Source organism: Pseudoclavibacter sp. CFCC 14310 (assembly GCF_008831165.1).
Taxonomy (GTDB): domain Bacteria; phylum Actinomycetota; class Actinomycetes; order Actinomycetales; family Microbacteriaceae; genus Pseudoclavibacter_A.
Genome location: NZ_WBKC01000003.1, coordinates 372,424 through 397,369 on the forward strand (window position 1 = coordinate 372,424; position 24,946 = coordinate 397,369).

A 24,946-nucleotide genomic window follows, 5' to 3' on the forward strand; every position below is an offset into this window, starting at 1 on the left:
TTCACGGCGCACAATGCTACTCTCCGCGGTCGTGTGCCCCGTCTGCCGCACTCGGGGCTCTCTCCGGCCGTTGGCTGCCTCGCCCTGCGACGGCGGATGGGCAGGGAGAGCCGAGGCTTCTGCGCGTGGCGACCAGAGCATCCGGCGAACGCTACAGTGGTGTCGATGCTCCCCAGCTCTTCTCTCTTCGCCGACGACCTGATCGCCTGGTATCTCGATGAACGCCGCGATCTTCCCTGGCGCGCCGAGGAGGCGACGCCATGGGGCGTGCTGGTCAGCGAGTTCATGCTGCAGCAGACGCAGGTCGACCGTGTGCTGCCACGCTGGCACGAGTGGATGCAGGCGTGGCCGACGCCCTGCGACCTTGCGGCTGCGAGCGCCGGCGATGCGATTCGTGCGTGGGATCGGCTCGGGTATCCGCGTCGGGCGGGCTGGCTGCACGCTGCCGCCCAGCAGATCTGCGCGGAGCACGCGGGCGAAGTGCCAGACGACCTCGACACACTGCTCTCGCTGAAGGGCGTCGGCGACTACACCGCCCGCGCCGTGCTGGTCTTCGCGTTTCACCAGCGGCATCCCGTCGTCGACACGAACATTCGTCGTGTGCTCGCCCGAGCCGTCGACGGCGAGGCGGAACCGGGCGCCCCAAGACCGGCGCACGACCTGCCGGCGATGTCGGCGCAGCTGCCGCAGGACGCCGAGCGCGCGCGCCTGGCCACCTATGCGTTCATGGAGCTCGGAGCACTCGTCTGCACCGCCCGCACACCGAGTTGCGAAGTCTGCCCGATTCGTTCGCGGTGTGCATGGGTCGCAGCCGGGTCACCGCCGTCAGCGGCGCCGAAGCGTCGCACACAGGCGCGATTCGAGGGCAGCGACCGGCAGGCGCGCGGCCGCATCATGGCGCGGCTGCGGGCCGCCCGCGAGCCGGTGGCGGTCAGCGCACTGCTGCAGGATGCTCCGGATCGCCCGCAGGCCGAACGCGCGCTTGCCTCTCTGGTCGCCGACGGTCTCGCCGTCGAGAGCACGCACGATGGCGGGTTCCAGCTGCCCTGAGTCGCCGAGGGCACGCGTCCGCCCACCGCAGGCTGTCTTCGGCGGCTACCCCACCAGCTCGGCGGCGAAGGTGTTCGCGTTGAAGGCTGCGATGTCGTCGATGCCCTCACCGAAGCCGATCAGTTTGACCGAGATCCCGGTGGTCTGCTGCACGCCCACGACGAAACCGCCCTTGGCCGAGCCATCGATCTTCGAGAGCACGATGCCGGTGACCCCGGCATGGTCGATGAACGCCTGGGCCTGGCTCAGCCCGTTCTGCCCGGTCGTGGCGTCGAGCACCAGCAGCACCTCGGCGATCGGTGCGAGCTTCTCGACGACGCGGCGAATCTTGGTGAGTTCGTCCATCAGACCGGCTTTGGTCTGCAGGCGGCCGGCGGTGTCGATGATGACCACGTCGGCGTCGACGTCGATGCCGTGCTGCACAGCCTGGTACGCGACCGAGGCTGGATCCTGCCCCTGCTGCTGCGGCCGCACCACCTCGGCGCCGGCCCGCTGGCCCCAGGTGGCCACCTGTTCGACGGCGGCCGCACGGAACGTATCGGCCGCACCGATCACCACACGCTTGTTCGCCCGCGTGATGAACCGTGCGAGCTTGCCGATCGTCGTCGTCTTGCCGACGCCGTTCACCCCGACCACCAGCACGACCGCAGGCAGCAGGCGGCCGGTGGCAGCATCCTGCGGGCGGGTCAGACGCAACGTCGGGTCGTTCGCACTCAGCCGCTCGGCCAGCTCGTCACGCAGCACGTTGCGCAGCTCGCGTTCGTCGGCGATCGCCAGTCGCTCCACGTTCGAACGCACCGCCTCGACGATCGACTCTGACGCCTCAGCGCCGAAGTCGCCGAGAATGAGGCTGTCTTCGAGGTCTTCCCAGCTGCTCTCGTCGATGGGCCGCGTGCCCTGAAAGAGAGTGCGCAGACTGCCTCGCAGTGACCATTTGCTCATTTCCCGCTCCTGTCATGACCCTCTTGCTCATCGCGCCTGTCGTCGTCTGCCGCCCGGTCGCCCTCGCCCGCAGTGTGGTCGGCATCGTGTTCGTCGTGCTCCATGCGCTGTCCCACCACGGCCGACACACCATCCTGCCGCATCGACACACCATACAGTGCGTCGGCGATCTCCATCGTGCGCTTCTGGTGGGTGATGACGATGAGCTGGGAGTCTCGCCGCAGTCGTTCGAACACCGAGAGCAGACGCCCCAGGTTCGCGTCGTCGAGCGCGGCCTCGACTTCGTCCATGATGTAGAACGGGCTCGGTCGGGCGATGAAGATCGCGACCAGCAGAGCGACCGCCGCCAGCGACCGCTCACCGCCCGAGAGCAGCGAGAGCCGGTCGATCTTCTTGCCCGCCGGCCTGATGTGCACGGCGATGCCGGTGGTCAGCGGATGCTCTGGGTCGGTCAGCGTCAGCGACCCGCGCCCGCCGGGAAACAGCACCGGGAAGATCTCGTCGAAGGCCCGCTGCGTGTCGTCGAACGCCTCAGTGAAGATCGACTGCATCTTCTCGTCGAGCTCGTCGCTGATGGCGATCAGATCGGCTCGCGTCTTGCGCAGATCGACGAGCTGGTCGTTCATGTAGTTGTACCGCTCTTCGAGCGCGGCGAACTCTTCGAGCGCGAGCGGGTTCACCCGCCCCAAGCGGCTCAGCGCACGCTGGGCCTTCACCAGCCGCAGCCGCTGCTGCTCATGGTCGTAGGGCACGGTCTCGACCGTCTCGTCGGCGTCGGCCCACTCGCCCGTCACCGGAATCGGCAGGTGCGGCCCACTCTCGGCGATCAGCACGTCGACGTCGATGTTCAGTTCGGTGCGCACGCGTTCTGCGGCCGAGTCGCGGCGCACCCGCTGCTCGTGCTCGCGCAGCTCGATGCCGTGCGCGCGTTCGGCGAGCAGTTCGAGCTGATGCTGCTGCTCGGTGATGCGTTCGCGCAGCTCGCGCAGCTGTCCGTGCTGCTGGTTGCGGGCCACCTCGTGCTCGGCGACGGTGAGTCTCGCCTGCTGCAGCGACGTGCCGATGTGCGCCATGATGTCGGGCAGCAGCGCCTGCACGTGCTCGGCGCGCTCCAGCTGGATGCTGCGGATCGCCTGCTCCCGAGCCTGTGCCTCGGCCTGCGCCTTCGACTGCTCGGCGTCACGCTGCAGCGTCTCGGCGCGACGCTGTTCGGCCCTCGCGCGTTCGCGGGCGGTCTCGACCGAGACGCGCACCTCCATCTCGTGCGCTCGAGCCGCTTCAAGTGCGTCGAATGCAGGCTGGCGGTCGATGGGTTCGCTCAGCGGCTGCGGCTCGGCGTCGAAGGATGCCAACGCCGCGTGCGCCTGCTCACTCGCGTCGGTCGCCTCGTCGAGTCGCGTTCGCGCCTGCTCGGCCTGTGTCGTGAGACGCGCGAGTTCCGCCTCAGCGCTGTCGACCTGAGCACGCAGCGATCCGAGCCGTTTGGCCGTCTCGGCCGCGCGAGCATCCGCCGCACGCAGCTCGGCGAGCGCCTGATCTCGTTCGGCGCGCCGGGCATCCCGCTCGTCGCGGGCGACGTCGATGCGCGCGCTCGCCGACGCGACCGAGGCACGGGCCTCATCGGCGGCGCGCAGAGCTTCGTCACGCTGCGCCAGCAGCTGCAGTCGTGACTGCCCGGCATCGCCGCCGCCGCGCACCAGCGCACGGCCGATCACGTCGCCCTCGGGTGTGACGACCTGCCAGTCTCCGGCGGGCAGTGCGTCGAGCACGGCGACCGGGTCGACCACTGTCGCAGCGCTGTCGGTGACCTCTTTCTCTCGAACGATCACAGTGTGGGCGAGGCGCGCGAGCACTCCGGACGGCCCCTGAGCGACATCGGGCGCCCATGCCACCCCGGGCGGCAGCGTCGGACGGTCGCTCAGTTCGCCTGCGGTCTCAGGCGCCGCGGGTTCGGCGACGACGCCGGTGACCTGTCCCAGATCACCCGCGCGGGCATCACCCAGAACGGCTGCGCCAGCTGCGCTGGAGTCGACCAGCAGCGCATCGGTCAGCGCGCCGAGCGCCGCGGCGACGGCCGCCTCGAAGCCTGCCTGCACCTGCAGTGCGTCGGCGACGCGGCCGCGCACGCCGATGGTCTCGGCATGGATGATCTGTGCCGAGCCGTCGCGCGATTCGAGGGCCATGCCGAGCGCCGCGGCACGGGCCTGCTGCGAGTCTGCCTCAGAGGTCGCCTTCGCCTGCAGATCGCGTGCTGCCGTCAATGCCCGTTCGGCGGCTTCGAGCCGGTCGGTCGCGGCACGGTATGCGGCGTCGAGGCCCGTGGTCGAGCTGCCCGATGTGTCTGACCCGTCAGGCGTCGGCTCTGCCGTCTGTTCGGCGGCGGTGGCCTCGGCGAGCGCCTGTGCCCGCTGGTCGCGGCGCTCGGTCGCCTGCTGCACCGCCGAGCCCTGCGACTCGACCTGTCGTTCAGCGGCCTCGACCTTGCCTGCGGCGACTTCGACGGCGTTCGCGAGCGCCGATCGACGCAGTTCGTGGCGGCTGATCAGAGCGGCCTGCTCGGCGATCTGTGCGTCGACGGCCTGCAGCGCGTCGAAGGCCTCGCGGGTGGCCGCCCGCTGCTCGTCAAGAGCTGTCGACAGCTCGGTCGCACGCTCGGCGAGCTCTCGTGCGGCGCTCCGAGCGCTGTCGGCCTGATCGAATTTCGCGGCGACGTCGAGGTCGAAGGTCTGCGGCCGCACCGAGAGCAGCGCGACCCGCTGCTCGGCGATCGATCGCAGCGAGCGAAAGCGTTCGGCCGCCGACTCCAGGCGGTGCACGACTGCACGCGAACGCTCCAGCTCGTCTGAGACCGTGGTCGCCTCGAGCTCGGTCTGACGGCTGCGGCTCGCCGCGACGGTCTCGCGCAGCACACCCTGCTCGTTCTCAAGAGCCTGTCGCTGGGTCGCGAGAGTGCCCAGATCGGTGTCGAGCTCTACGATCTCGGCGGCGAGCAGCCGAGAGGTCGCGTCACGCACCTCGGCCTGGATCTGCTGTGCCGAACGTGCGATCTCGGCCTGGCGGCCGAGGGGCTTCAGCTGGCGTCGCAGCTCGGCGGTGAGGTCGCTCACCCGCTGCAGGTTGGCCTCCATGGCATCGAGTTTGCGCACCGTGCGCTCTTTGCGGCGGCGGTGTTTGAGAATACCGGCGGCCTCTTCGATGAAGCCGCGGCGCTCTTCCGGCGACGCGCGCAGCACCTGATCGAGCTGCCCCTGGCTGACGATGACGTGCATCTCGCGGCCGAGGCCCGAATCGCTCAGCAGCTCCTGCACGTCGAGCAGTCGGCACGACTGCCCGTTGATCGCGTACTCGCTGCCGCCGTTGCGAAACAGCGTTCGCGAGATCGTGACCTCGGTGTACTCAATCGGCAGCGCGCCGTCGGTGTTGTCGATGGTGAGTTCGACCTGGGCGCGGCCGAGCGGCCCCTTCTTGGCAGTGCCTGCGAAGATGACGTCTTCCATCTTTCCGCCGCGCAGCGTCTTCGCACCCTGCTCGCCCATGACCCATGCCAGGGCGTCGACGATGTTCGACTTGCCCGACCCGTTGGGGCCGACGACCGCGGTGACTCCAGGCTCGAACTCGAACGTGGTCGCGTGCGCGAACGACTTGAACCCTTTCAGGGTCAGTCTCTTCACATACACGTCGAAGGCTCGCTTTCTCTGGGGCCACCTGCCGTCAGCCTGGTCGGTCGGCGGTCTTCCTCGCTGCATACAGGCTACCGGGTGCGCTCCCGGCGCCTGCACCATGGCATCCGCTCACCGTCTCGCGCGCCCGCCCTATTTCGCCACCTGAACCAGGCGGGTCTGCCCGCCGGCAACGAGATAGCCGCGCCCTGCTGGCCACCGAGACGTGTCGTCGGCAGGCACGTTCGCCCTGAGGTAGCGGTCGCTGTCATCGGTCTCGGGGCGCAGCAGCAGACCGCATCTGATGGTTCGCACGGCGCCGTGCAGCTCCCAGGCGGCGGGCAGCGTGGCTGGGTCGACGTCGACCAGGCAGGTGATGCTCTCTCGTCGGCAGTGTGCGACAAGTGCAGCGAGACGGGACTCGGCAGGGGTGCCCACGAAGTCGGCGGTGTGGTCGATCACGATCATCAGCTGATCGCTGTCGAGCGCTGGCCGTGTGGGCTCTGAAGTCTGGGCCGACTGCTTCGGCTGCACGTCGGTGCGTCTGGGGGCGGCAGACAGCCAGTCGTCGTCGGCAAGCCAGCCGGCGGTGTCGAACTGCGCCAGACTCGGCCGTTCAACCGGGGGCTCAACCGCCCCCAGTATCTCGTCGATCACGGTGATCACCTGGGCTTCGTCGTTCGCGACGCGCGACCATGAGATCGCCGCGTCGAGGGGTGACGTCTTCGGCGTGATGAGGATGCTCTCTGCCGCAGGCCGGGTTGTCGCGAGTGCTCGTGTGAGCACACCGAGCACCGCGGAGTTCTCGTCGCTCGAGCGCCCCTGCACCAGAAACGGCTCGTGTGACGGCAGACCGACCGGCGCGAGGGTGTCGTCAGCCACTGCGAAGACCGGAGCCTGATCGACGTCGAAGGCCGGCAGCGAATCGAGCGCGACCGTCTCGGGCAGACGACGGATGCTCGGTGTCGGCTCCGACCCCATGTCGGCCAGACGCGCGGCCACTTCGGCGAGCACCGCGGCCTGTTCGGTCACGGTGACGGCGCCGTGTGGCACCCCGATCTGCGTTTCGAGCCCGCCGCAGATGCCGCCGATGACGATGCCGCGGCCGGGAGGCGCATCATCGAGCACGCTGGTGTCGATGTCGAGCAGGCCGCCGAGGGCGGCATCCGTCATCCTGAGCGCGAGGGTCTGCCCCAGGCTGGACGCGATGGTCGCGGGCAGCCCGCTGGGTCGACTCGTGGTGAATGCGAAGTGGATGCCCACGTCGCGCCCGGACGCGAACAGCGCGGCAAGCGAGCCGATCACGTCGAAGCCTCGCGCGAACTCGTACTGCTCTTGCATGGCCGCCAGGTCGTCGATCAGCACGTAGACCCGGGGCAGGCCGTCGGCTGTCGCCGTCGGCAGTTCGTCGATGGCCGAGGCTTTGGCTCGTCGCAGCAGCGCGATGCGCTCGGTGGCAGTGGCGTCGAGCTGACGCAGCAGGCGTTGGATGCGTTCGCGATCGTCTGCGGCGATGACCGCACCGACCGTCGGCAGCGTGTCAAGCTGTTCGAGCCCGGCCCCAGCGGCATCGATGACATAGATGTGTGTGGCCGCAGTGCCGCTCGGCCGATCGCTCAGCTGCCAGGCAAGGGTGCGCAGCACCTGCGTGCGGCCCGAGCCGGCGCTGCCGATCACGCGAAGGTGCCCGTCTGCCGCAGGCGACCACGCATAGATCTGCTGCCGCTGATGCTGCGGGTCGTCGGCCAGCCCCAACACGATCTCGTGGGCACTCTGCGGTTGCTGGGCTGTCTCAGTGCTCGCAGACGGCCCAGACAGCCCAATCGACCCACAGGTTTCAGACGACTCAGGCAGTGGCAGCGCGAGCCGACTGGGCAGCGCGTCGAGCCACGGGCGACGCGGTGCATCAAGCCGCAGCCCCTCGGCGGCGGCGAGCATCGCGTCGCGCATGGCCTCGATCTCACGCTGCGCCTGCGCACCAGTGCGGTCACGCGTTGCGGGCTGCAGCCATTGTCGAGCCGTCTGAAAGGGCAGCTCGGCGATCGTGATCTGTGCGGCTTCACGGCCGAGGATCATCGGTGCGCCCAGATACGCCGTCTGAAAGTGCTGCACGCGCCCAGGACCGACGCGCACTGCGGCTCGACCTGGGGTGCTCGCCGAGAAGTGCGCGGCGTCCGGTATGCCCAGCACATCGGTACTGTCCTGCTCGTCTGCCATCCGCAGGGCGACTCGCAGGTTCGCATTGGCTCGAAGGTTGTCGTTGACGACGCCCGACGGGCGCTGGGTCGCGAGAATCAGGTGCACCCCGAGCGAGCGTCCGCGGGCCGCGATGTCGACGATGCCGGTGACGAACTCGGGCACGTCAGCCACGAGCGCGGCGAACTCGTCGACCACGATCACGAGCGTGGGCGGGGTGCGCGGGTCGCGCAGACGCTCCATGCCGCGCAGGTCTTTGGCTCCGACGGCATTGAACAGGTGCTCGCGTCGGGTGAGCTCTGCACGCAGCGATATCAGAGTGCGCTGCACGAGGTGCGGGTCGAGGTCGGTGACCAAGCCGACGGTGTGCGGCAGACCGACACACTCGGCGAATGCCGCCCCGCCCTTGTAGTCGACGAGCAGAAACGTCAGACGATCAGGTGCGTACTCAGCGGCCATGGCCATGATCCACGTCTGCAGGAATTCGCTCTTGCCACTCCCCGTCGTGCCACCCACTAAAGCGTGCGGCCCCTGTTCGCGCAGGTCGAGGGCGAAGGGGCCGTTCGTGCCGACGCCGAGACGTGCGGTCAGCCCGGAGCCGGCGTTCAGAGCCTGCGCCCGAGTGCCGCCAGTGCCCCACCCGGACATCAGCGAGTCGTTGGCCTTCCAACGCCTTTCGATCGCCAGCGGCTCTGAAAGGTCGGTGTCGCCGATCTCGCTGAGCCGCACGCGAGCAGGCAGGTCGGTCTCGTCGACGACGAGCGCACCGCTGTCGACCAGCGGAGCAAGTGCGCGAGCGATCTGAGTGGCGCGGTGCGCATCGAGTCTGTCGAGTCTGGTGACGGGAATGCTGCTGGCCGAGCGCACGCGGTGCAGCGCAGCGGTGAGGTCGTCGCCGATGTGCAGCCAGGTGCGGCATGCCGCTGGCAGAGCCTGCGCCGACTCGCCCAGCCAGAGCACATGCATATCGACATCGGGCCCCGCCTCGGCGATGTGCACAAGCCTGGCGGGGTCGACGCCGGGGTTGCCGATCACGACGGCGATCACCACAGGCGAATGCTCAGGCGGCGCGGCGGCTTCGTGATGATGCCGAATCGGGCGCTCCCCCGCCGGCAGGTGTGAGCGGGCCTGGCCGCGCGTCGGCGACATGCTGCGTTCTCCGAGCACCTCTTCAAGTCGCGTCGTCAGCTGCTGAGCACCTTCGGCGGTGCTGGCCAGATGGTCTCCCGAGATCGGCGAATGTGGCGAGGCGGTGTGCGGCAGCCACTTGAGCCAGCTCCAGCCCGACAGCTGATGTGGCTCGCAGAACGCCGCCACCACGACATCCGCAGGCGAATGCGACGTGGCGACCTGAACGATCAAGGCACGCAGAGCCTCTTCTGCGACACCGGCAGACCCCGTCACACCGATCGCACCGGCGCTCGACAGCTTCTCGAGTACGGGCACGTCGCTGATCGTCTCGAAACGGTCATGCAGATCGACGATCTGCGCCCAGATGTCATCGGGCAGCTCGCCTCGTTCAGCGGCCGGAATCGCGGTGAGGCTCAGATCAGTACCCGCCCCGAAGCGAAGTTCGAGAAACGTCTGGTGTTCGGGCCGTCGGTTCCAGAGAGCCGCGCCCGAACCCGGATTCGCCTGTTGACGCACCGCTCGCTCACGCTGCTGCTGCTCGGCGAGTTCGTCTGCGAGTTTGCGCACCGACTGCCGGTATTCGGTGAGTTCACGCCGATACTCACGCCCCGAGACGAAGCGACTGTCGAGCCAGGTCGCAGCCAGTGTCAGCGGAGAGAGCACGACGAGAATCAGGCTGTACGGCGACTTCGTGAGCGCGAACATCGCGATGCCGCCGAGCAGCGGTGCCAACGCCGCGAGCACGGGCATGCGCGACGAGTGCTGCCGGTGCGGCTGCGCTGGCAGCGCAAGATCTCTGGGCTCGAACCGTGGCACGATCTCGGGTGCCGGAATCACCGCGACCCGAGGCGCGAGAGCAGTCTCGCTCTGCATCTGTGTGAGCCCCGGTGCCAGCGCGTCGTAACGAAACAGTCTGGTGCCAAGCGTCAGCCGGTCGCCGTTGCGCAGGGGCGCATCCGTGACGATCTCGTCATTCACCTCGATGCCGTTGGCACTGCCGAGATCGTGCACAGAGGCGGTGCCGCCATCGGCAATGGTGATCTGAGCGTGGCGGCGCGACACATCGCGCGTGGTCAGATGAACCCTTGTGGCGGGGTCACGACCGATCAGATTCTCACCCACGACCAGCCCGTAGGCACGTGGCGTTCCCGAAGTGTCAGAGCGACGGCGGCGCGACGGCGCGCCCGCCTGCCCGGGTGGTATGAGCTCGATGAGGTGACCCGCCAGCGGATACTGGCGCCGTGCATCGCTGTTGGGCGCTGCATCGTCGACGACTGAGACGATGCAGCCCGGCTGCAGCGCAGACTCGCCCAGTGTGCGATGCCGGTCGAGAATCAGCGGCGTCGACTGGCTGGCGATTCTGACCCGCAGCGTCGCCTGTGCCTGGGCTGTCGGCCCTATGGTGCGCAGTGGATGTGACGGCGGAAGATACCCGCGCAGTCGATCGGCGATCTCGCCGATGAGTGTCGCGGTATCGGTGGTGATGACGATATCGGTGCGTTGCGTGCCGGTATCGAGAGTGCATGCGATGCGCACAGACGGCCCCTTCCCCCCCCTGCAGTTTCGACGGTCTCGGTCGCGATGACTCAGCGCCGCTCGATGTCGAATCTGCTAGCCTGTTCGCAACTTTATCGACGAGGCGGAGCGTCGGTTTTCGGCGATGTGGATAACTGGCAGTTCGTGACCGACCTCGGCCGGTACCTCACTCAGACTGCTGCCGCACTCGAGCAGGTCGACCAGGATCTCGCCTCGAAGATCGGCTGAGCGGCTCGACGCAGACGAGTTCGTTGGTTTCTGGGGGGGTCATTATGACGGTTGCGATGCTGCGCCTCGATCATGCCGTGCTCAGCGACGTGAGCGCACGGTTGTCTGCCTGCAGCGCAGAGCCTGCGCTGAGCGCGCTGCGCCATATCGTCACGGCCGAGGGCGTTGACTACGGTGACGCAGATGTGCAGGCAGCGCTGTCAGACGCCGGCTGTGCGCTGTCTCAAGCCGCAGTCGTCGTCTACGAGGGCACCGGCTATGGCAGCACTGCGGCGGCTCGAATCTCGTCTGGCGTCATTGATGCCGACATGGCAGCAGGGCTGGCTGCCGACCAGCTTTCTCGCGGTGGCGGTGGCATGTGATCAGTGTTGACGTGGTGTTGACCGGGGATCATCCAGGGCGTGGTGATGCTGCCGGGATCGACGGTCTGGCACGACATCTGCAGTCGCAGGGCTCTGCTGTGCGTGATGTGTCTGAGCGTGTCGGCGGGGCGATCGGTGCTCTCAATGGGCAGTCGTCGTCAGCGTGCGATCGGCTGGGCATGCTGTTGACTCGACCACGCGATCTCGCATCGCATCTGGCAGATGCGGCGGATGCTGTGGCTGTGGCCCTGCGAGACTACGGCGAACGTGTGCGGCAGGCACGTTCGCGCGGTGACGCCGTGCGCGACCGAGTCTCTGATCTGCTGCGCCAAGTGGATTCCTGCGCGTTCCGGTTGCAGGCATGCGGCGTGCTGGTGTCGAGCAGTGACTGGCATGCGCCTGCGTCGGCGATGATCAGCCCGGTGCCCGGGGTCGCAGCGGATGCGACCATAGAGCAGCAGCGCGCCCACGACCAAGCCGTCGGCAGGGCAGATCAGGCTCGCAAAGTGATCGCTCAATGGCAGCGAGTAGAATTCGACATTCAGCAAGAGATCGCCGCCTGGCAGCACCTGCAGGCCGAACGTGCCACAACCAATCAGACCATGGCCGCCCGCGTTCGTGGCATCAACCTCGTCGCCCAGGTCGGGCAGACCCCGTACGGCAACGGCCTCGTCACCATGCGCGCCACCTACGGCTGGGCCGAAGACACGCAAGCAGCCACCGCGTATCTCACACAGATCAGCGGCGCTCCCGCCGACGTCGCCCGCTACTGGAACACACTCGACGACCACACCAAACAGACGCTCGTCGACGCCGACCCCGACCTGATCGGCAACCTCGAAGGCGTCGAATACCGATGGCGCGACGTGGCCAACCGGGCACGCATCACACGAGACTACGAACAGGCCAAAGCCGACTACGAGGCCATGCTCAACAGCTCAGACCCAGATAAGCCGGATTGGGCCGATGTCGCAGACCGCCTCGCGAAGTATGAGGCTCTGTACCATCTGATCACTGACGAATCGTCATCCCAGAGCGCGCAGGTCGCATTCTACGACCCCAGCGACCGGCAGAACCCCTTGGCCGCTGTGGCCAACGGTGACCTCGATCGCGCAACGACCATCAGCACACTCGTACAGGGCATGGGTTCCAGCGTACGCAGCGTCGAAGGCGCCTTTCGCGCACTGAGCGGGTTCACAAACGCCGCCCGTGGAAATGTGGGAGTGGTGTGGAACGGATATGAGTCCCCAACACCTGCAACGGTATTGGAGAATGGATATGCGCAGAGTGGCGGCGAACAACTGGCTGCATGGCTAACTGAACTCCACCATGGATATTCTCGCGCCGGAACCGCCGCCACCCCAGACAGCCGTTCACCTGCAGTGTTGAACGTCGTCGCCCACTCCTACGGCACCACCGTCACAGCCTTCGCACTCAAGCTTCTTCATGAGGTGGGCTCAACAACACGCGTGCACGACTTCGTATCTCTCGGCTCGGCTGGTCTTCCCGACGGGGTGACGAATACAACACAGCTCGCCGCCGACACGGTCTACGCCACACAGGCCGACCAAGACCATGTCGCTGAATGGGGGCGCCCCGCTCCCGGAGCGCACAGCGAGAACCCGGTCGAAGACGTTGAAGGTGTTCGAGTGTTCTCATCCGAAGCAGACCCTGCACAAGGCACCAAAAGCGTCACCGACCATGATCTGACACCCACGGACGGAAAAGTCGCCTACCTCGACCCCGAAGCAAACTCAAGACGAGAGGCGTCGAAAGTCCTCGTTGACGGTGACGATTCGATCGGGACAGTAATGACTCGGGAAGAGATCACTCGGCAGCGACTCGCGCGTGCCTGGGATGCCTACGATCCGGACTTGGAGTGAAGACTTCCGCTGCAAGTTTGAGGAGGAACTCGATGTCCAGTCTGAGACGATTGTGCGCCTTAGTAGCATCACTCGTAGGGTGCGCCCTGTTGGTGGGGTGTTCGTCGCTGCCGCTGTATTCGGCGCCGAAGACCTATGCGCAGCCTGAAGGGGTCTGGGCTGACCCTGCCGATGCGAAGGTCGAAGCGTTCCGTCTGATCGACCTGATGCAGGACGCCGTCGGATACGTCCCCGTCAACACCTGGGAAGCACCATTCACTATCACCCCGTATTCGACCAGATGCGAGTCATCAGCAGGAACATTCGTCATGCGCGCATCGGGCGTGCGTGCGCAACAGATCCCGGATTCCATGCGTGACACGACCGCAGTACACGGATGGGCGATCATCGATCACATCGCCGCAGCACTCGACGCAGCCGGATACGGACCCGTGCAAATCCAGGGAGCTCGCGACGGCAACGGCGACAACCTCAGCCACGACGGCGCCGACACCGCTGCTGCAATCGCAGAACGAGACGACGGGCTGCTCATCCTCGTGACCAACTACAGCGCCTACGTCATGCTTGAAATCTACTCGCCGTGCTACGACAAGCAGTCTGTGTCTGACGATGCTGTGTACCCGTACCCGACTTGGGACTATCAGCAGCACCCGATTCCCGGCGTCACCCATCTCGATGGGAAATACGCACCCTGGGCGGCCATCGCCACCCAACACGAACTCACCGAACAGCAGACCGAACACCTCAAACAAGAATGGGAATACTACGGCGGCGCCACCACCACACCCGCACCAGACCCCACACCACAAGACCACCAAACACCAACACCAACACCAAGCCCAAGCCCCAGCCCGACACTGGCGCCCACGGCAACATCCACCCCTCGCAGACCATGACCCACACCCAACAGCCACGCCCTCGCACAGCATCACTACTCACCAGTATCACCATGGCGTGCGCCCTGTTGGTGGGGTGCTCGTCGCTGCCGCTGTATTCGGCTCCGAAGACCTATGCCCAGCCTGAAGGGGTCTGGGCTGACCCTGCCGATGCGAAGGTCGAAGCGTTCCGTCTGATCGACCTGATGCAGGACGCCGTCGGATACGTCCCCGTCAACACCTGGGAAGCACCGTTCACTATCACCCCGTATTCGACCAGATGCGAGTCATCAGCAGGAACATTCGTCATGCGCGCGTCGGGCGTGCGGGCGCAGCAGATCCCGGATTCCATGCGCGACACGACCGCAGTACACGGATGGGCGATCATCGACCGCATCGCCGCCGCCCTCGACGCAGCCGGATACGGACCCGTCAACATCCGCGGCACCCGCGACGGCAACGGCGACGACCTCAGCCACGACGGCGACGACTTGGCCAGTGGCCTTATGGAGCACGAAGACGGGTTATTAATCAAGTTCGTCAATTTCGGCTCCGATATTGAGTTCACAATCGCCTCTCCCTGCTACGACAAGCAGTCTGTGTCTGACGATGCTGTGTACCCGTACCCGACTTGGGACTATCAGCAGCACCCGATTCCCGGAGTCACCCATCTCGATGGGAAATACGCACCCTGGGCGGCCATCGCCACCCAACACGAACTCACCGAACAACAAACAGAACACCTCAAACAAGAATGGGAATACTACGGCGGCGCCACCACCACACCCGCACCAGACCCCACACCACAGGACCACCAAACACCAACACCAACACCAAGCCCAAGCCCCAGCCCGACACTGGCACCCGCGGCAACTTCCAGCCCGAGGCCCGAAAACTGACGAGCTATCGCTGGCCAGCGCGCTCGGCTGCGATCGGCAACAGCACGTCGCGGCTCAACGGAGCAACCTCCACACCCGGCCGTGCCGGATCTGCCCAGACGACCTCGGCGATCTCTCGATGCGCGCAGAGGGCTGCAGCATCGCCGAAAGGAGTTCGAACGAAGTAGGCGTCAGCGTCGACACGCGTGTGATCCTCGTTCAGCGCAGGGGCATCGAATCGCCCAAGATGTTCGAGATCACTGGGGTCTAGGGTCAGGCCCAGCTCCTCCCCGACCTCCCGCACGACTGCCTGCAGTGGCGTCTCGCCAGGTTCGAGTTTGCCGCCGCACTGCATGAAACCAGTCGTGCCTCGTTTGCGCACGAGCAGGGTGCGGCCAGCGCTGTCGTTAAGCACCATCGCAGCGATGCGCAGCACGTGTTCCTGGTCGTGGTTCTCAGCTTTGTCGTTCATGGCTTTCCTCTTTCTATAGAAGCTCTGCAGCGAGGTCAGGTGCAGCAGCGCAAGAGTGACTGATCCGCACAGAAGTGCTTACCACCGGCACTCTAGCGCTGAAATCCGCAGGTACTGACACTCCCCGCTCGGTCTCACCTCAGCCGCTGGCAGTACGTGCACAGATGCGAATGCCGATTCATGAACGCCACGCGCTTGATCGGCCTCCCGCACCGCGGGCACGGCTGCCCGGTCTGACCATAGGCGCTCAGTTCGATGGCGAAGTACCCCGACTCCCCGTTCACATGCTTGTACTGCTCGTCGAAGCTCGTGCCGCCGACGGCGACCGCCCGACGCAGCACCGCGACCACCGCATCCACCAGACGCAGCGCACGCGCCTGACTCAGCGAGTCGGCCGGCTGTTCGGGGTGCACCCGCGCTGCCCAGAGCGATTCGTCGGCATAGATGTTGCCGATTCCCGAGACGGTGGTCTGGTCGAGCAGCACGCGCTTCACAGCCGACCGGTGACGTCGGATGCTGCGCGCCAGCCGTGCACGATCGAAACCGGCTTCGAGCGGGTCGGGTGCGATATGCGCGGCCTGCCGCGGCACGAGACCACGCAACGCGAACCGGTCGGCGACGAGGACGTCGACCGCCAGCGACCCGAAGAGACGCTGATCGTGAAAGCTCAGCTCGCGGCGTCGGCCCGACTCAACGACCGTGTCGATGCGGATGCGCTCATGTCGCAGCGGCGGCGCGTCAGCAGACAGGTCGTGGGCGAGCAGCTGCCCGCTCATGCCCAAGTGCGCCAGCAGCGCGGGCGGCGGGGCCGATTCGGCTGAGGATGCGTCAGCGAGTTCCAGCGGAATCCAGAGGAATTTGCCACGTCGCTGCGGCTGCCCGAGGTGCGCGCCGATCAAGGTCTGGATGAAGTCTTGGCTGTCGCCGGGATGGCGTTTCAGCGAACGCTCGTCGAAGACGCGAACCGCGTCGATTCGATGGCCGGCGAAGAGATGCTCGATGCCGAGGCGAACCGTCTCGACTTCTGGAAGCTCAGGCATCCGCTTTCTTGAGCTCGGCGTCGGTGATGCACTTCCAGGCGTTGAAGGCCGCGGCCATCTCGGCCTGCTTCTTGCTGGTGCCTTCGCCGTCGCCCTTCACCGTGTCGCCGCAGTGCACGCTCGCGGCCCAGCGACGCTCATGGTCGGGGCCCGTCGACGAGACGGTGTAGACGGGAAATGGCAGACCGTGCTCTGATGCGGATTCCTGCAGAGTGGTCTTGGGATCCATGCGCGCCGCCAGCGTCTCGATGCGCGGCAGCAGCGGTGAGAGCAGGCAGAGCACGAACGGCCGTGCCTTCTCGAGCCCCCCGGTCAGGTAGGTTGCGCCGATCAGCGACTCGACCATGTCGGCCAGCAGAGAGGCCTTGTGGTGACCGCCGGTCAGCTCTTCGCCGCGGCCCAGCAGCAGGTAGCCGCCGATGCCGCGGTCTTCTGCGATGAACGAGAGCGCATTCGTGCTGACGATCGCAGCACGACGCCGCGAGAGCTCCCCCTCAGAGAGGTCTGGGAACTCGTGGAACAGCAGGTCTGTCGCAACCAGCTGCAGCACGGAGTCGCCGAGAAACTCCAAGCGCTCATTGGTCGGCAGACCGCCGTTCTCGAATGCGTACGACCGATGGGTCAGTGCGCGCGTGAGATAGGGCTCGTCGATCTGCACATCGAGCCGCTCCAGCAGCTCGACTTTGTCACTCTCGTTCACCGCTTGCTCCGCGTATGACTACGCGTCAGCGACCTTGCGACCCTTGTACTCGAAGTAGAGCGGGGTGCCGGCGGAGTCTTCGACGACCTTCGCGCGGTGCGGCAGGCTGTAGACGACCTTGCCGTTCTCGACGGTCTTGACGAGGTTGGGCACCTCGGCCTTCCACTGTGAGCGGCGGCTACGGGTGTTGCTGCGTGAGAGCTTGCGCTTTGGCACTGCCATGATCGATCATTCCTTCTCTGAATCGGCACGCGACGACGACGCGTCGTTCGGTAACTGAGCCAGTTTACCCAGATCTGCCCATCGTGGATCGATTTCGTCTGCGACAGCAGGCTCGATCGGGTCTCCGATGGAGTAGATCTCGGCAGCAGGCTCGTCTCCCACTGGTTTCAGAGGAAGATTCAGAACGATCGCATCGCGGATGCTCTGGCTGAGGTCGACATGTTCGTTCTGCAGAACCTGGATCTCGCCGTCGCCGTCATCGCGTGTTAAAGCTGCTTCTGAATCAGGATACGCGAAAAGGTCACGGAATTCGACTTCATCACGCCAAGACAGCGGCTCGAGCGTGCGCGAAGACTCCCCCACCACCTCGAAATCGATCGTGGCGGTGACCAGAATGCCCTCGTGCACCGACTCGAGTCGCAGATCTGCCTCGATGGGCGACCCTTCGGTCACCCGTGCCAGGCCCACGCCCAGATCGGCCTCTGCCGGCACCGTCACCTGCAGGCTGCGCATCGCGCCGGGTTTGCCGACCAGGTCATGAACGTTGATGAGATAGGGGTTCGCCATGGTGCCCAAGTCTAGACCAGCGCGAGGCAGCAGCTCTGCGACGTTCAGCCGTTCGTCGCCTGCACCTGTTCGGCGATCGAGGTGATCACCTTGGGGTCGGCCACGGTCGTGGTGTCGCCGATCGACCGGCCCTCGGCCAGATCTCGCAGCACTCGTCTGATGATCTTTCCCGACCTCGTCTTCGGCAGGTCGTTCACGATGTAGACCCGCTTGGGCCGGGCGATCGCGCCGATCTGCTGCGCGACGTGCTGCCGCAGCTCAGCCGGAGCATCTGCCGTCGAGACCAGCTGCTGGTTGCGTTTGAGCACCACGAAGGCGATCACGGCCTCACCGGTGTTCTCGTCGGCCACCCCGACCACGCCGGCCTCGGCGACCGCATGATGACCCACCAGCGCTGACTCGATCTCGGCCGTCGACAGGCGGTGCCCCGAGACGTTCATCACGTCGTCGACCCGGCCGAGCAGCCAGATGTCGCCGTCGTCGTCGTACCGGGCGCCGTCTCCGGCGAAGTACCGGTCGCCGAACGTCGCCCAGTAGGTGTCGACGTAGCGTCGGTCGTCACCCCAGATGCCGCGCAGCATCGAGGGCCACGGCCGGTTGGCGACGAGCAGCCCGCCGTTGCCGTTGCCCACCGGAGCGCCGCTGTCGTCGACCACGCCGAGGCTGACGCCGGGCACCGCCCTCTGCGCACTGCCCGGTTTCGTCGTCGTGACGCCGGGCAGCGGCGACGCCATGATCGCTCCCGTCTCGGTCTGCCACCAGGTGTCGACGATCGGCGCCGCGTTCGAGCCCACCACCTCGCGATACCAGAGCCAGGCCTCGGGGTTGATCGGCTCGCCCACGCTGCCCAGCAGACGGATGCTGCTGAGGTCATGATCGAGCACGACCTGCCGCCCGACCCGCATGAATGCGCGAATCGCCGTCGGCGCGGTGTACAGCGTGGTCACCCCGTACCGCTCGACGATCTGCCACCAGCGACCCCAGGTCGGCGTCTCGGGCGTGCCCTCGTACATCACCTGGGTGGCCCCGTTGACCAGCGGGCCGTAGACGAGATAGCTGTGCCCGGTGATCCATCCCACGTCGGCCGTACACCAGAACACGTCGGTCTCAGGCTTCAGGTCGAAGACGACCCGATGCGTGAACGAGGTCTGTGTGAGGTAGCCGCCCGTGGTGTGCAGAATGCCTTTGGGGCGCCCAGTGGTGCCGCTCGTGTAGAGAATGAAGAGCGGGTTCTCGGCGGGAAAGCCCTGTGCCTCGTGTTCGGCGGATGCTGTGGCGACGGTGTCGTGCCACCAGAGATCCCGCCCGTCGGTCCAGTCGACGTCGTTCTCGCCTCGACGCACGACGAGCACGTGCTCGACGCTGTGCCGCCGCTCCGGGTGCAGGCCGAGCGCGGCATCCACCGTCGGTTTCAGCGGCGAGACCCGCCCCTTGCGCCAGCCGCCGTCGGCAGTGACCACCAGCCGCGCCTCGCAGTCGTCGATTCGAGCCCGCAGACTGTCGGCGCTGAACCCGCCGAAGATGACGGAGTGGATGGCGCCGACGCGGGCGATGGCCAGCAGCGTCGCGACGGTCTCGGGAATCATCGGCAGATACACTGCGACCCGATCGCCCTGCCCGATGCCGAGCGCGGTGAGCACGTTCGCGGCGCGCTTCACCTCATCGAGCAGCTGGGCATAGGTGATCGTTCGTCGATCGCCCGGCTCTCCCTCCCAGTGCAGCGCGACTCGGTCGCCGTTGCCTGCGATCACGTGCCGGTCGAGCGCGTTGTACGAAGCGTTGATCTCGCCGTCGTCGAACCATTTCGCAAAGGGCGGGCTGCTCCAGTCGAGCGTGCGGGCGAACGGCTTGTGCCAGTGCAGCGCACGAGCGCGGTCAGCCCAGAACGCCTCTGGGTCGGCCTCGGCCTGCCGGTAGACGTCTGCGGTGCAGTTCGCCTGTGCAGCGAACGCCTGACTGGGAGGAAACCGATCGACGAGATCGAGATGGTGGCTTTCGATGACGCCATGCTGGTCGGTGATGAAGATGCGGTTGATCTGAGCCGTCGCTGGTGCTGGTTCGTTCATGGGCCCTCCTCGTTGAGCGCTCCACGGTGCCGAGCGGTGCCCGAAGTCGGTTCGTCTCTCACCTCGAACGGCCCCATTGCCGCCAGAGACGAATCCGGTTCGCGACACCACACCGTGATGGGTAGCTGTCAGACTAGCGCAGCACCCCGAGCGCACCACACGTGAGAACGGTGTTGCAGCGAGAAGAAATGCATTCCTGCACGCCTGGCGAAGAACCGAGGTTCTGCCGACCGGCTCGCTCAGTGATCGGCTGTCGGCCCGTCACGACGCATCAGGCGAGCCGGGCGCACCGCACCGGGGCCGAACCGGTCGACCACGGCGTCTACCGCCTGATCGGTGACACGCCACTGGTCGTCGTCACTCCACAACGCGGTCTCGGCGCCGTCGGCTCCGACCGGCGCGAGCTGTTCGAGCCGCACGCCGATCAGTCGAATGGCGCTGTTGGCCATGCCCGACTCGTCGAAGAGACGCCAAGCGGTCTCGAACACTGTGCGACCGGTCTGCGTGGGCTCGCGCAGCGTCTGCGAACGGGTCACCGTGTGAAACGCGGCATCGCGCACCTTGATCGCCACGGTGCGCGCCACGGTGTGATGCTTGCGCGCTCGGGCGCAGGTGCGTTCGGCCAGATCGAGCACGGCTGATCGCAGCCGGTCGCGACCCTCGTTCGTCGCCGCGTCGATGTCGTCGTCGAAGGTGCGTTCGTGCCCGATCGACTTCTCGACGCGGCCGGGACTGACCGGTCGCCCGTCTCGACCGTGGGCGAGCTCGCGCAGACGCGTGCCTTGGGCGACGCCGACCGCGCGCAGGAGCACCTGTTCGGGGGCCTGCGCCAGATCGGCGACCGTCATCAGCCCGAGACGCTGCAGCTTCTCGGCGGTGCGACCGCCCACACCAGGCAGCGCGCCGACCTCGAGCGGTGCGAGAAAGGCCAGCGTCTGGCCAGCGGGCACGATGAGCATGCCGTCGGGCTTCGCCATGCCAGAGGCGAGCTTCGCGACGAACTTCGATGTGGCGACGCCGACCGAACAGTGCAGCCCGGTGGCCGCGAACACTTCGCCGCGAATGCGCTCGGCGATCTGGCCAGCCGACCCGAACAGCCGCTGAGCACCTCGCACGTCAAGATAGGCCTCGTCGACGCTGACCTGCTCGACCAACGGGGTGAAGCGCTGCAGCACCTGCATGACCGTGGCCGACGCGGTGCGGTACCTCTCGAAGTGCGGTTCGATCAGCACGGCGCGTGGGCAGAGCTGTCGGGCACGGGCCAGCGGCATCGCCGAGTGGATGCCATAGCGGCGGGCCTCGTAGGTCGCCGTCGTGATGATGGATCGCGGCCCATCGTGGGCGACGATCACCGGAAGGCCGTGCAGATCGGGCCGTTCGAGCAGTTCGACACTCGCGAAGAAGGCGTCCATGTCGATGTGCAGAATGTGTGCGGTGCCGTCGTCGACCGACGCGTCTGAGACGCGACGGTGCGAGCCGTCCTGTCTGCTCACCGACGGCCTTGGTCAGGCAGGCTCGTCCGGCTGGGTCGTTGATCTCTGCGAGCGCTCTCGAACCGGCTCACTGCTGCCTCGAATGTTCGCGATAGTGGCGCGCGACCGGCTCGGGCACGTACGGAGAGACGTCACCGCCGAAGTCGGCGAGTGTGCGCACCAACGAGCTCGAGACGTGCGAGTGCTCGGGCTCGGGCAGCAGAAAGACCGTCTCGACCGCACCGAGGTTGCGGTTCACGATGGCCATCGGCGTCTCGTAGCTGACGTCGAGATCGCCGCGAATGCCCTTGACCAGAACGTTGGCCTGCTGCTGGTGGCAGTATTCGACGAGCAGCCCTTCAGAGAGAGTGTCGACGCGTACCTGCGTCAGGCCGGCATCGTCGAGTGCGGCGCGCAGAAACTCGACACGCTGACGCAATGAGAAGGCGGGGGTCTTCTTGGGGTTGTGCACCACGAGCGCGATGACATCGTCGAAGATGCGCGCTGCCTTGGCGAACACGTCAAGATGGCCGAGGGTCACCGGATCGAACGAGCCCGGGCATACAGCAGTCGAAGTCATGGCAACAGCGTACGCTGCACCACCGACACATACGGTCTCGGTGTCGGCCCCGGCGCCCTGGCCCCGCTCAGGTTCGCGGCACGACCGCCTGCAGGCCGATCGCGCCGCCACGAGACAGGCCGCGAGGCAAGGCACGACGCTCTGTTACGAAGCACTCAGGTAGTGCTCGTCGGTCTCGGCGACCGCAGCGCGGATCGCGCGTTCGAGCGCCTCGGGCAGCGGCTCGCCGGTCTGCAGCTGCTCGTGAGCGGCCTGGCGTGCCTGCTCGATGATCTTGGCGTCGCGAGTGACCTGCAGGGCACGCAGCTGCGACCGGGAGCCCGACTGTGTGGCACCCAGCACGTCGCCCTCGCGTCTCAGGCTCAGATCGAGCTCGGCGAGTTCGAATCCGTCGGTCGTGTTCGCGACGGCGTCGATCCGCGCTCGGGTCGGCGTGCCCTCGGCTGCCGTCGTGACGAAGAGCGCCAGCGACGGATGCTCGCCTCGTCCGACGCGCCCACGCAGCTGATGCAGCTGAGCGACGCCGAAGCGGTCGGCGTCGAAGACCACCATCGCGCTGGCGTTCGGCACGTTCACGCCGACTTCGATCACCGTCGTGGCCACCAGCACGTCGAGACGACGCTCGACATAGTCGCGCATGACCTGTTCGCGTTCTTCGACCTTCATTCGGCCGTGCAGCGCGGCGACGCGCAGGTGCCTGGTCGCCGGGTGCTCCGCCAGCACGTGCAGCACGCGATCGACGCTCCAGCGTTGCGCCGACGTGCCCGGTGCCCCGGTTGCCGCGCCTGCGCTGGATGCACTGGCTGCGCCCGCAGCGCCTGCCTCGGCGTCGTCGATGAGCGGCGCGACGATGTAGCCCTGTCTGCCCTTCTCGACTTCTTCGGCCAGACGCTGCCAGACGCGCTCGATCCAGGCCGGTTTCTCGGCGAGCGGCACGACGAAGCTGGCCACCGGGCGGCGCCCGGCTGGCAGCTCGTGCAGCGACGAGATGTCGAGGTCGCCGAAGACGGTCATGGCGACCGTGCGCGGAATCGGCGTGGCAGTGAGCATCAGCACATGTGGATGGTGCACGCCCTTGGCCTTCAACGCCTCGCGCTGCTCGACGCCGAAGCGATGCTGCTCGTCGACGACGACCAGCGCGAGATTCTCGAACTGCGTGGAGTCGCTCAGCAGCGCGTGCGTGCCGACGATCAGTCGTGAACGGCCAGAGGCCACTGCCAGAGCCGCGTGACGACGTTGGGCCGTGGGCAGACTGCCGGTGATCAGCTGCGGCATCAGTTGCTGCCAGAGCTCATGCCCGAGCATGCCGTGCAGGCTCGCCAGATGCTGAGTGGCGAGCACTTCGGTGGGCGCGATGAGCGCCGCCTGCCCGGCGCCGTCAGCCGCCTGCAGCATGGCCCGCAGTGCGACGAGGGTCTTGCCCGAGCCCACCTCGCCCTGCAGCAGCCGATTCATGGGCGATCCCTGTGACAGCTCTGCGCTGATGGTCTCGCCGACGGCCCGCTGACCGGCGGTGAGGTCGAACGGCAGGCTGCGGTCGAGCTCGTCGAGCATGCCGCCCGGCACGTGCGGAAACGCCTCGGCGTGCTGTGCTTCGAGCTCGGCGCGCTGACGCAGCAGTGCGGTCTGCAGCACATAGGCCTCTTCGAAGCGCGCTGAGCGCAGCCCGACGCGCAGCTGCGCATCGTCTTTCGGTCGGTGCACCGCTTCGAATGCGGCGCGTCGGTCGAGCAGACGATGTCGGCGCCGCACGGCCTCGGGCAGCAGCTCGGGCAGATCTGCGAGACCGTCGAGCACGATGCCGATGCTGTTCGCGGTCTTCCAGCTGGGCAGGGTCGACGTGGCGGGATAGATCGGCAGCGGCTGACGTGCCCACGCGTCGGCCTGGTCGTCGACGGCTTCGTCGACGACTGGTGCAGCTGAGGCCTCTGAGGCGTCTCCGAGATCGTGATCGGCCGTGTCCCCCCGGCGATCCGTGCCAGCGGCCGGTTCAGCGGCGAACAGCTCGTAGTCGGGGTGCGCAAGCTGCAGTGACCCGCGGTATTCTCCGATGCGCCCCGAGAACACGCCACGCGCACCGGGCTGCAGCTCGGCGGCACGCCATGGCTGGTTGAAGAAGGTCAGGGTGAGAAACCCCTGGCCGTCGGTGATTCGCGCCTCGGTGATCTTGCCGTGGCGTGCCCGCATCTCACGTTCGCGCGTTTCGACCACCTCGGCCACGATGGTGACCTGCTCGCTGGGGTGCAGAAACCGAATCGGGGTGAGCTCTCCGCGATGCGCGTACCGACGGGGAAAGAGGCTCAGCAGATCGCCGACGGTGCGCACCTCGTATGCACGCGTGAGCGCTCGCGCGGTCTTTGCGCCGAGTACCCGCTCAAGCGGGGTCTCGAGCGCGTCTGCAGGCATGTTCTCAGTGTAGAGGCACGCTGTGACACTCGCCGTGGCACAATGACCGCATGACTCGTCTGATCGCCGGCGTCGCCGGAGGCCTCTCTCTCGCGACTCCGGATTCGCGCACCCGCCCCACCACAGGTCGTACCAGAGAGGCGCTCTTCTCGCGTCTCGACGCGAGGCTCGATTTCACCGACCTGCGCGTGCTCGACCTCTACGCCGGGTCGGCGGCGCTGGGCCTCGAAGCGATCTCACGCGGAGCCGAAGAGCTCGTCGCCGTCGAGGCGGCCCGCACCGCCGCATCCGTCGCCCGTCGCAACGCACAGGCCGTCGGCGACGCGCTCGACCAGGCCTCGGCGCGACCGGCCCGCATCACCGTGGTCGAGCAGCGTGTGCAGAGCTGGCTGTCAGGTGCACCGGCCGCACACTTCGATCTCGTCTTCGTAGACCCGCCCTACGACGTCAGCACCGCCGCGCTCGAGACGCTGCTCGTCGACCTGCTGCCGGCGCTCTCGCCGCTGGCCGACGTCGTGATCGAACGCAGCTCGCGAACGCCCGATCTGCGCTGGCCTGCCGGGTATGTCGGGCAGCCGCCACGCCGCTATGGCGAGACGGTGCTGTGGTTCGGCGAGTCAGAGGATGCACGGGTAGGCTGACAGGGTGTCTGCCCGTCGAGAGAATCCGTCCGTTGCCGCT

18 protein-coding genes are annotated in these 24,946 nt (G+C 66.8%); 6 read left to right on the forward strand and 12 right to left on the reverse strand.

The genetic code is table 11. From position 1 onward, the window contains the following. Positions 1-165 precede the first annotated feature (165 nt). Entirely contained in the window at positions 166-1,050 is an 885-nt protein-coding gene (locus F8O06_RS09075) for an A/G-specific adenine glycosylase (RefSeq protein ID WP_158038300.1), read from the forward strand. Between the two features lie 45 nt (positions 1,051-1,095). Here the strand turns inward: F8O06_RS09075 and ftsY are convergent, their stop codons facing one another. From ftsY to F8O06_RS09090, 3 genes are all read right to left on the reverse strand, one after another. Continuing rightward, positions 1,096-1,992, reverse strand: coding sequence for a signal recognition particle-docking protein FtsY (gene ftsY, locus F8O06_RS09080; RefSeq protein WP_158038301.1), 897 nt, complete (start codon positions 1,990-1,992; stop codon positions 1,096-1,098). Next, complete coding sequence (gene smc, locus F8O06_RS09085) at positions 1,989-5,669, reverse strand: chromosome segregation protein SMC (RefSeq protein WP_158038302.1); 3,681 nt, start codon at positions 5,667-5,669, stop codon at positions 1,989-1,991. Before smc ends, ftsY begins: the two co-directional genes overlap by 4 nt. A gap of 135 nt (positions 5,670-5,804) precedes the next feature. Further along, positions 5,805-10,514 carry an FtsK/SpoIIIE domain-containing protein gene (locus tag F8O06_RS09090; protein ID WP_158038303.1) on the reverse strand — a complete coding sequence of 1,570 codons (4,710 nt, stop codon included), beginning with the start codon at positions 10,512-10,514 and terminating at the stop codon, positions 5,805-5,807. A 272-nt stretch (positions 10,515-10,786) separates the two neighbouring features. Between F8O06_RS09090 and F8O06_RS09095 the strand changes: the two genes are divergently transcribed. The 4 genes from F8O06_RS09095 (at position 10,787) to F8O06_RS09110 (ending at position 14,761) form a co-directional block, all read left to right on the forward strand. Beyond that, the gene (locus F8O06_RS09095) at positions 10,787-11,104 is read left to right on the forward strand and encodes a hypothetical protein (RefSeq protein ID WP_158038304.1); all 318 of its coding nucleotides are present in this window, start codon (positions 10,787-10,789) and stop codon (positions 11,102-11,104) included. Between the two features lie 179 nt (positions 11,105-11,283). After that, positions 11,284-12,987, forward strand: coding sequence for an alpha/beta hydrolase (locus tag F8O06_RS09100; RefSeq protein WP_158042502.1), 1,704 nt, complete (start codon positions 11,284-11,286; stop codon positions 12,985-12,987). 92 nt (positions 12,988-13,079) lie between these two features. Then, complete coding sequence (locus F8O06_RS09105; RefSeq protein ID WP_158038306.1) at positions 13,080-13,883, forward strand: hypothetical protein; 804 nt, start codon at positions 13,080-13,082, stop codon at positions 13,881-13,883. Positions 13,884-13,936: 53 nt separating this feature from the next. After that, a complete protein-coding gene (locus F8O06_RS09110; RefSeq protein ID WP_158038307.1) occupies positions 13,937-14,761 on the forward strand; it encodes a hypothetical protein in 825 nt (274 codons plus the stop codon). A 4-nt stretch (positions 14,762-14,765) separates the two neighbouring features. Here the strand turns inward: F8O06_RS09110 and F8O06_RS09115 are convergent, their stop codons facing one another. The 9 genes from F8O06_RS09115 to F8O06_RS09155 all read right to left on the reverse strand — a co-directional run bounded on the left by F8O06_RS09115 (position 14,766) and on the right by F8O06_RS09155 (position 24,265). Beyond that, the gene (locus F8O06_RS09115; protein ID WP_158038308.1) at positions 14,766-15,212 is read right to left on the reverse strand and encodes an NUDIX hydrolase; all 447 of its coding nucleotides are present in this window, start codon (positions 15,210-15,212) and stop codon (positions 14,766-14,768) included. A 134-nt stretch (positions 15,213-15,346) separates the two neighbouring features. Continuing rightward, on the reverse strand, positions 15,347-16,252 hold the full coding sequence (gene mutM, locus F8O06_RS09120; protein ID WP_158038309.1) for a bifunctional DNA-formamidopyrimidine glycosylase/DNA-(apurinic or apyrimidinic site) lyase: 906 nt from the start codon (positions 16,250-16,252) through the stop codon (positions 15,347-15,349). Beyond that, positions 16,245-16,952, reverse strand: a complete 708-nt coding sequence (rnc, locus tag F8O06_RS09125) for a ribonuclease III (RefSeq protein WP_158038310.1) — start codon at positions 16,950-16,952, stop codon at positions 16,245-16,247. Before rnc ends, mutM begins: the two co-directional genes overlap by 8 nt. 18 nt (positions 16,953-16,970) lie before the next feature. Further along, entirely contained in the window at positions 16,971-17,174 is a 204-nt protein-coding gene (rpmF, locus tag F8O06_RS09130) for a 50S ribosomal protein L32 (protein ID WP_158031007.1), read from the reverse strand. Between the two features lie 6 nt (positions 17,175-17,180). Beyond that, the gene (locus F8O06_RS09135; protein WP_158031006.1) at positions 17,181-17,741 is read right to left on the reverse strand and encodes a YceD family protein; all 561 of its coding nucleotides are present in this window, start codon (positions 17,739-17,741) and stop codon (positions 17,181-17,183) included. Between the two features lie 44 nt (positions 17,742-17,785). Continuing rightward, a complete protein-coding gene (gene acs / locus F8O06_RS09140; protein ID WP_158038311.1) occupies positions 17,786-19,807 on the reverse strand; it encodes an acetate--CoA ligase in 2,022 nt (673 codons plus the stop codon). Between the two features lie 239 nt (positions 19,808-20,046). Further along, on the reverse strand, positions 20,047-21,300 hold the full coding sequence (dinB, locus tag F8O06_RS09145; RefSeq protein ID WP_158038312.1) for a DNA polymerase IV: 1,254 nt from the start codon (positions 21,298-21,300) through the stop codon (positions 20,047-20,049). Between the two features lie 67 nt (positions 21,301-21,367). Beyond that, positions 21,368-21,859: a pantetheine-phosphate adenylyltransferase gene (gene coaD, locus F8O06_RS09150; protein WP_158031003.1), complete on the reverse strand. Its 492-nt coding sequence runs from the start codon at positions 21,857-21,859 to the stop codon at positions 21,368-21,370. A gap of 144 nt (positions 21,860-22,003) precedes the next feature. Then, a complete protein-coding gene (locus F8O06_RS09155) occupies positions 22,004-24,265 on the reverse strand; it encodes an ATP-dependent DNA helicase RecG (protein ID WP_158038313.1) in 2,262 nt (753 codons plus the stop codon). 50 nt (positions 24,266-24,315) lie between these two features. On the opposite strand from F8O06_RS09155, the gene F8O06_RS09160 reads away from it, so the two are divergent. Continuing rightward, positions 24,316-24,906, forward strand: a complete 591-nt coding sequence (locus F8O06_RS09160) for an RsmD family RNA methyltransferase (protein ID WP_158038314.1) — start codon at positions 24,316-24,318, stop codon at positions 24,904-24,906. Positions 24,907-24,946: the final 40 nt, after the last annotated feature.

Excerpts from the sequence above, each read along its gene's own strand:
- F8O06_RS09075 (WP_158038300.1), top strand. The coding sequence starts at position 166 with ATGCTCCCCAGCTCTTCTCTCTTCGCCGACGACCTGATCGCCTGGTAT.
- ftsY (WP_158038301.1), bottom strand. The coding sequence starts at position 1,992 with ATGAGCAAATGGTCACTGCGAGGCAGTCTGCGCACTCTCTTTCAGGGC.
- F8O06_RS09095 (WP_158038304.1), top strand. The coding sequence starts at position 10,787 with ATGACGGTTGCGATGCTGCGCCTCGATCATGCCGTGCTCAGCGACGTG.
- F8O06_RS09100 (WP_158042502.1), top strand. The coding sequence starts at position 11,284 with ATGCTGTTGACTCGACCACGCGATCTCGCATCGCATCTGGCAGATGCG.
- F8O06_RS09110 (WP_158038307.1), top strand. The coding sequence starts at position 13,937 with ATGGCGTGCGCCCTGTTGGTGGGGTGCTCGTCGCTGCCGCTGTATTCG.
- F8O06_RS09115 (WP_158038308.1), bottom strand. The coding sequence starts at position 15,212 with ATGAACGACAAAGCTGAGAACCACGACCAGGAACACGTGCTGCGCATC.
- mutM (WP_158038309.1), bottom strand. The coding sequence starts at position 16,252 with ATGCCTGAGCTTCCAGAAGTCGAGACGGTTCGCCTCGGCATCGAGCAT.
- rpmF (WP_158031007.1), bottom strand. The coding sequence starts at position 17,174 with ATGGCAGTGCCAAAGCGCAAGCTCTCACGCAGCAACACCCGTAGCCGC.
- F8O06_RS09135 (WP_158031006.1), bottom strand. The coding sequence starts at position 17,741 with ATGGCGAACCCCTATCTCATCAACGTTCATGACCTGGTCGGCAAACCC.
- acs (WP_158038311.1), bottom strand. The coding sequence starts at position 19,807 with ATGAACGAACCAGCACCAGCGACGGCTCAGATCAACCGCATCTTCATC.
- coaD (WP_158031003.1), bottom strand. The coding sequence starts at position 21,859 with ATGACTTCGACTGCTGTATGCCCGGGCTCGTTCGATCCGGTGACCCTC.
- F8O06_RS09155 (WP_158038313.1), bottom strand. The coding sequence starts at position 24,265 with ATGCCTGCAGACGCGCTCGAGACCCCGCTTGAGCGGGTACTCGGCGCA.
- F8O06_RS09160 (WP_158038314.1), top strand. The coding sequence starts at position 24,316 with ATGACTCGTCTGATCGCCGGCGTCGCCGGAGGCCTCTCTCTCGCGACT.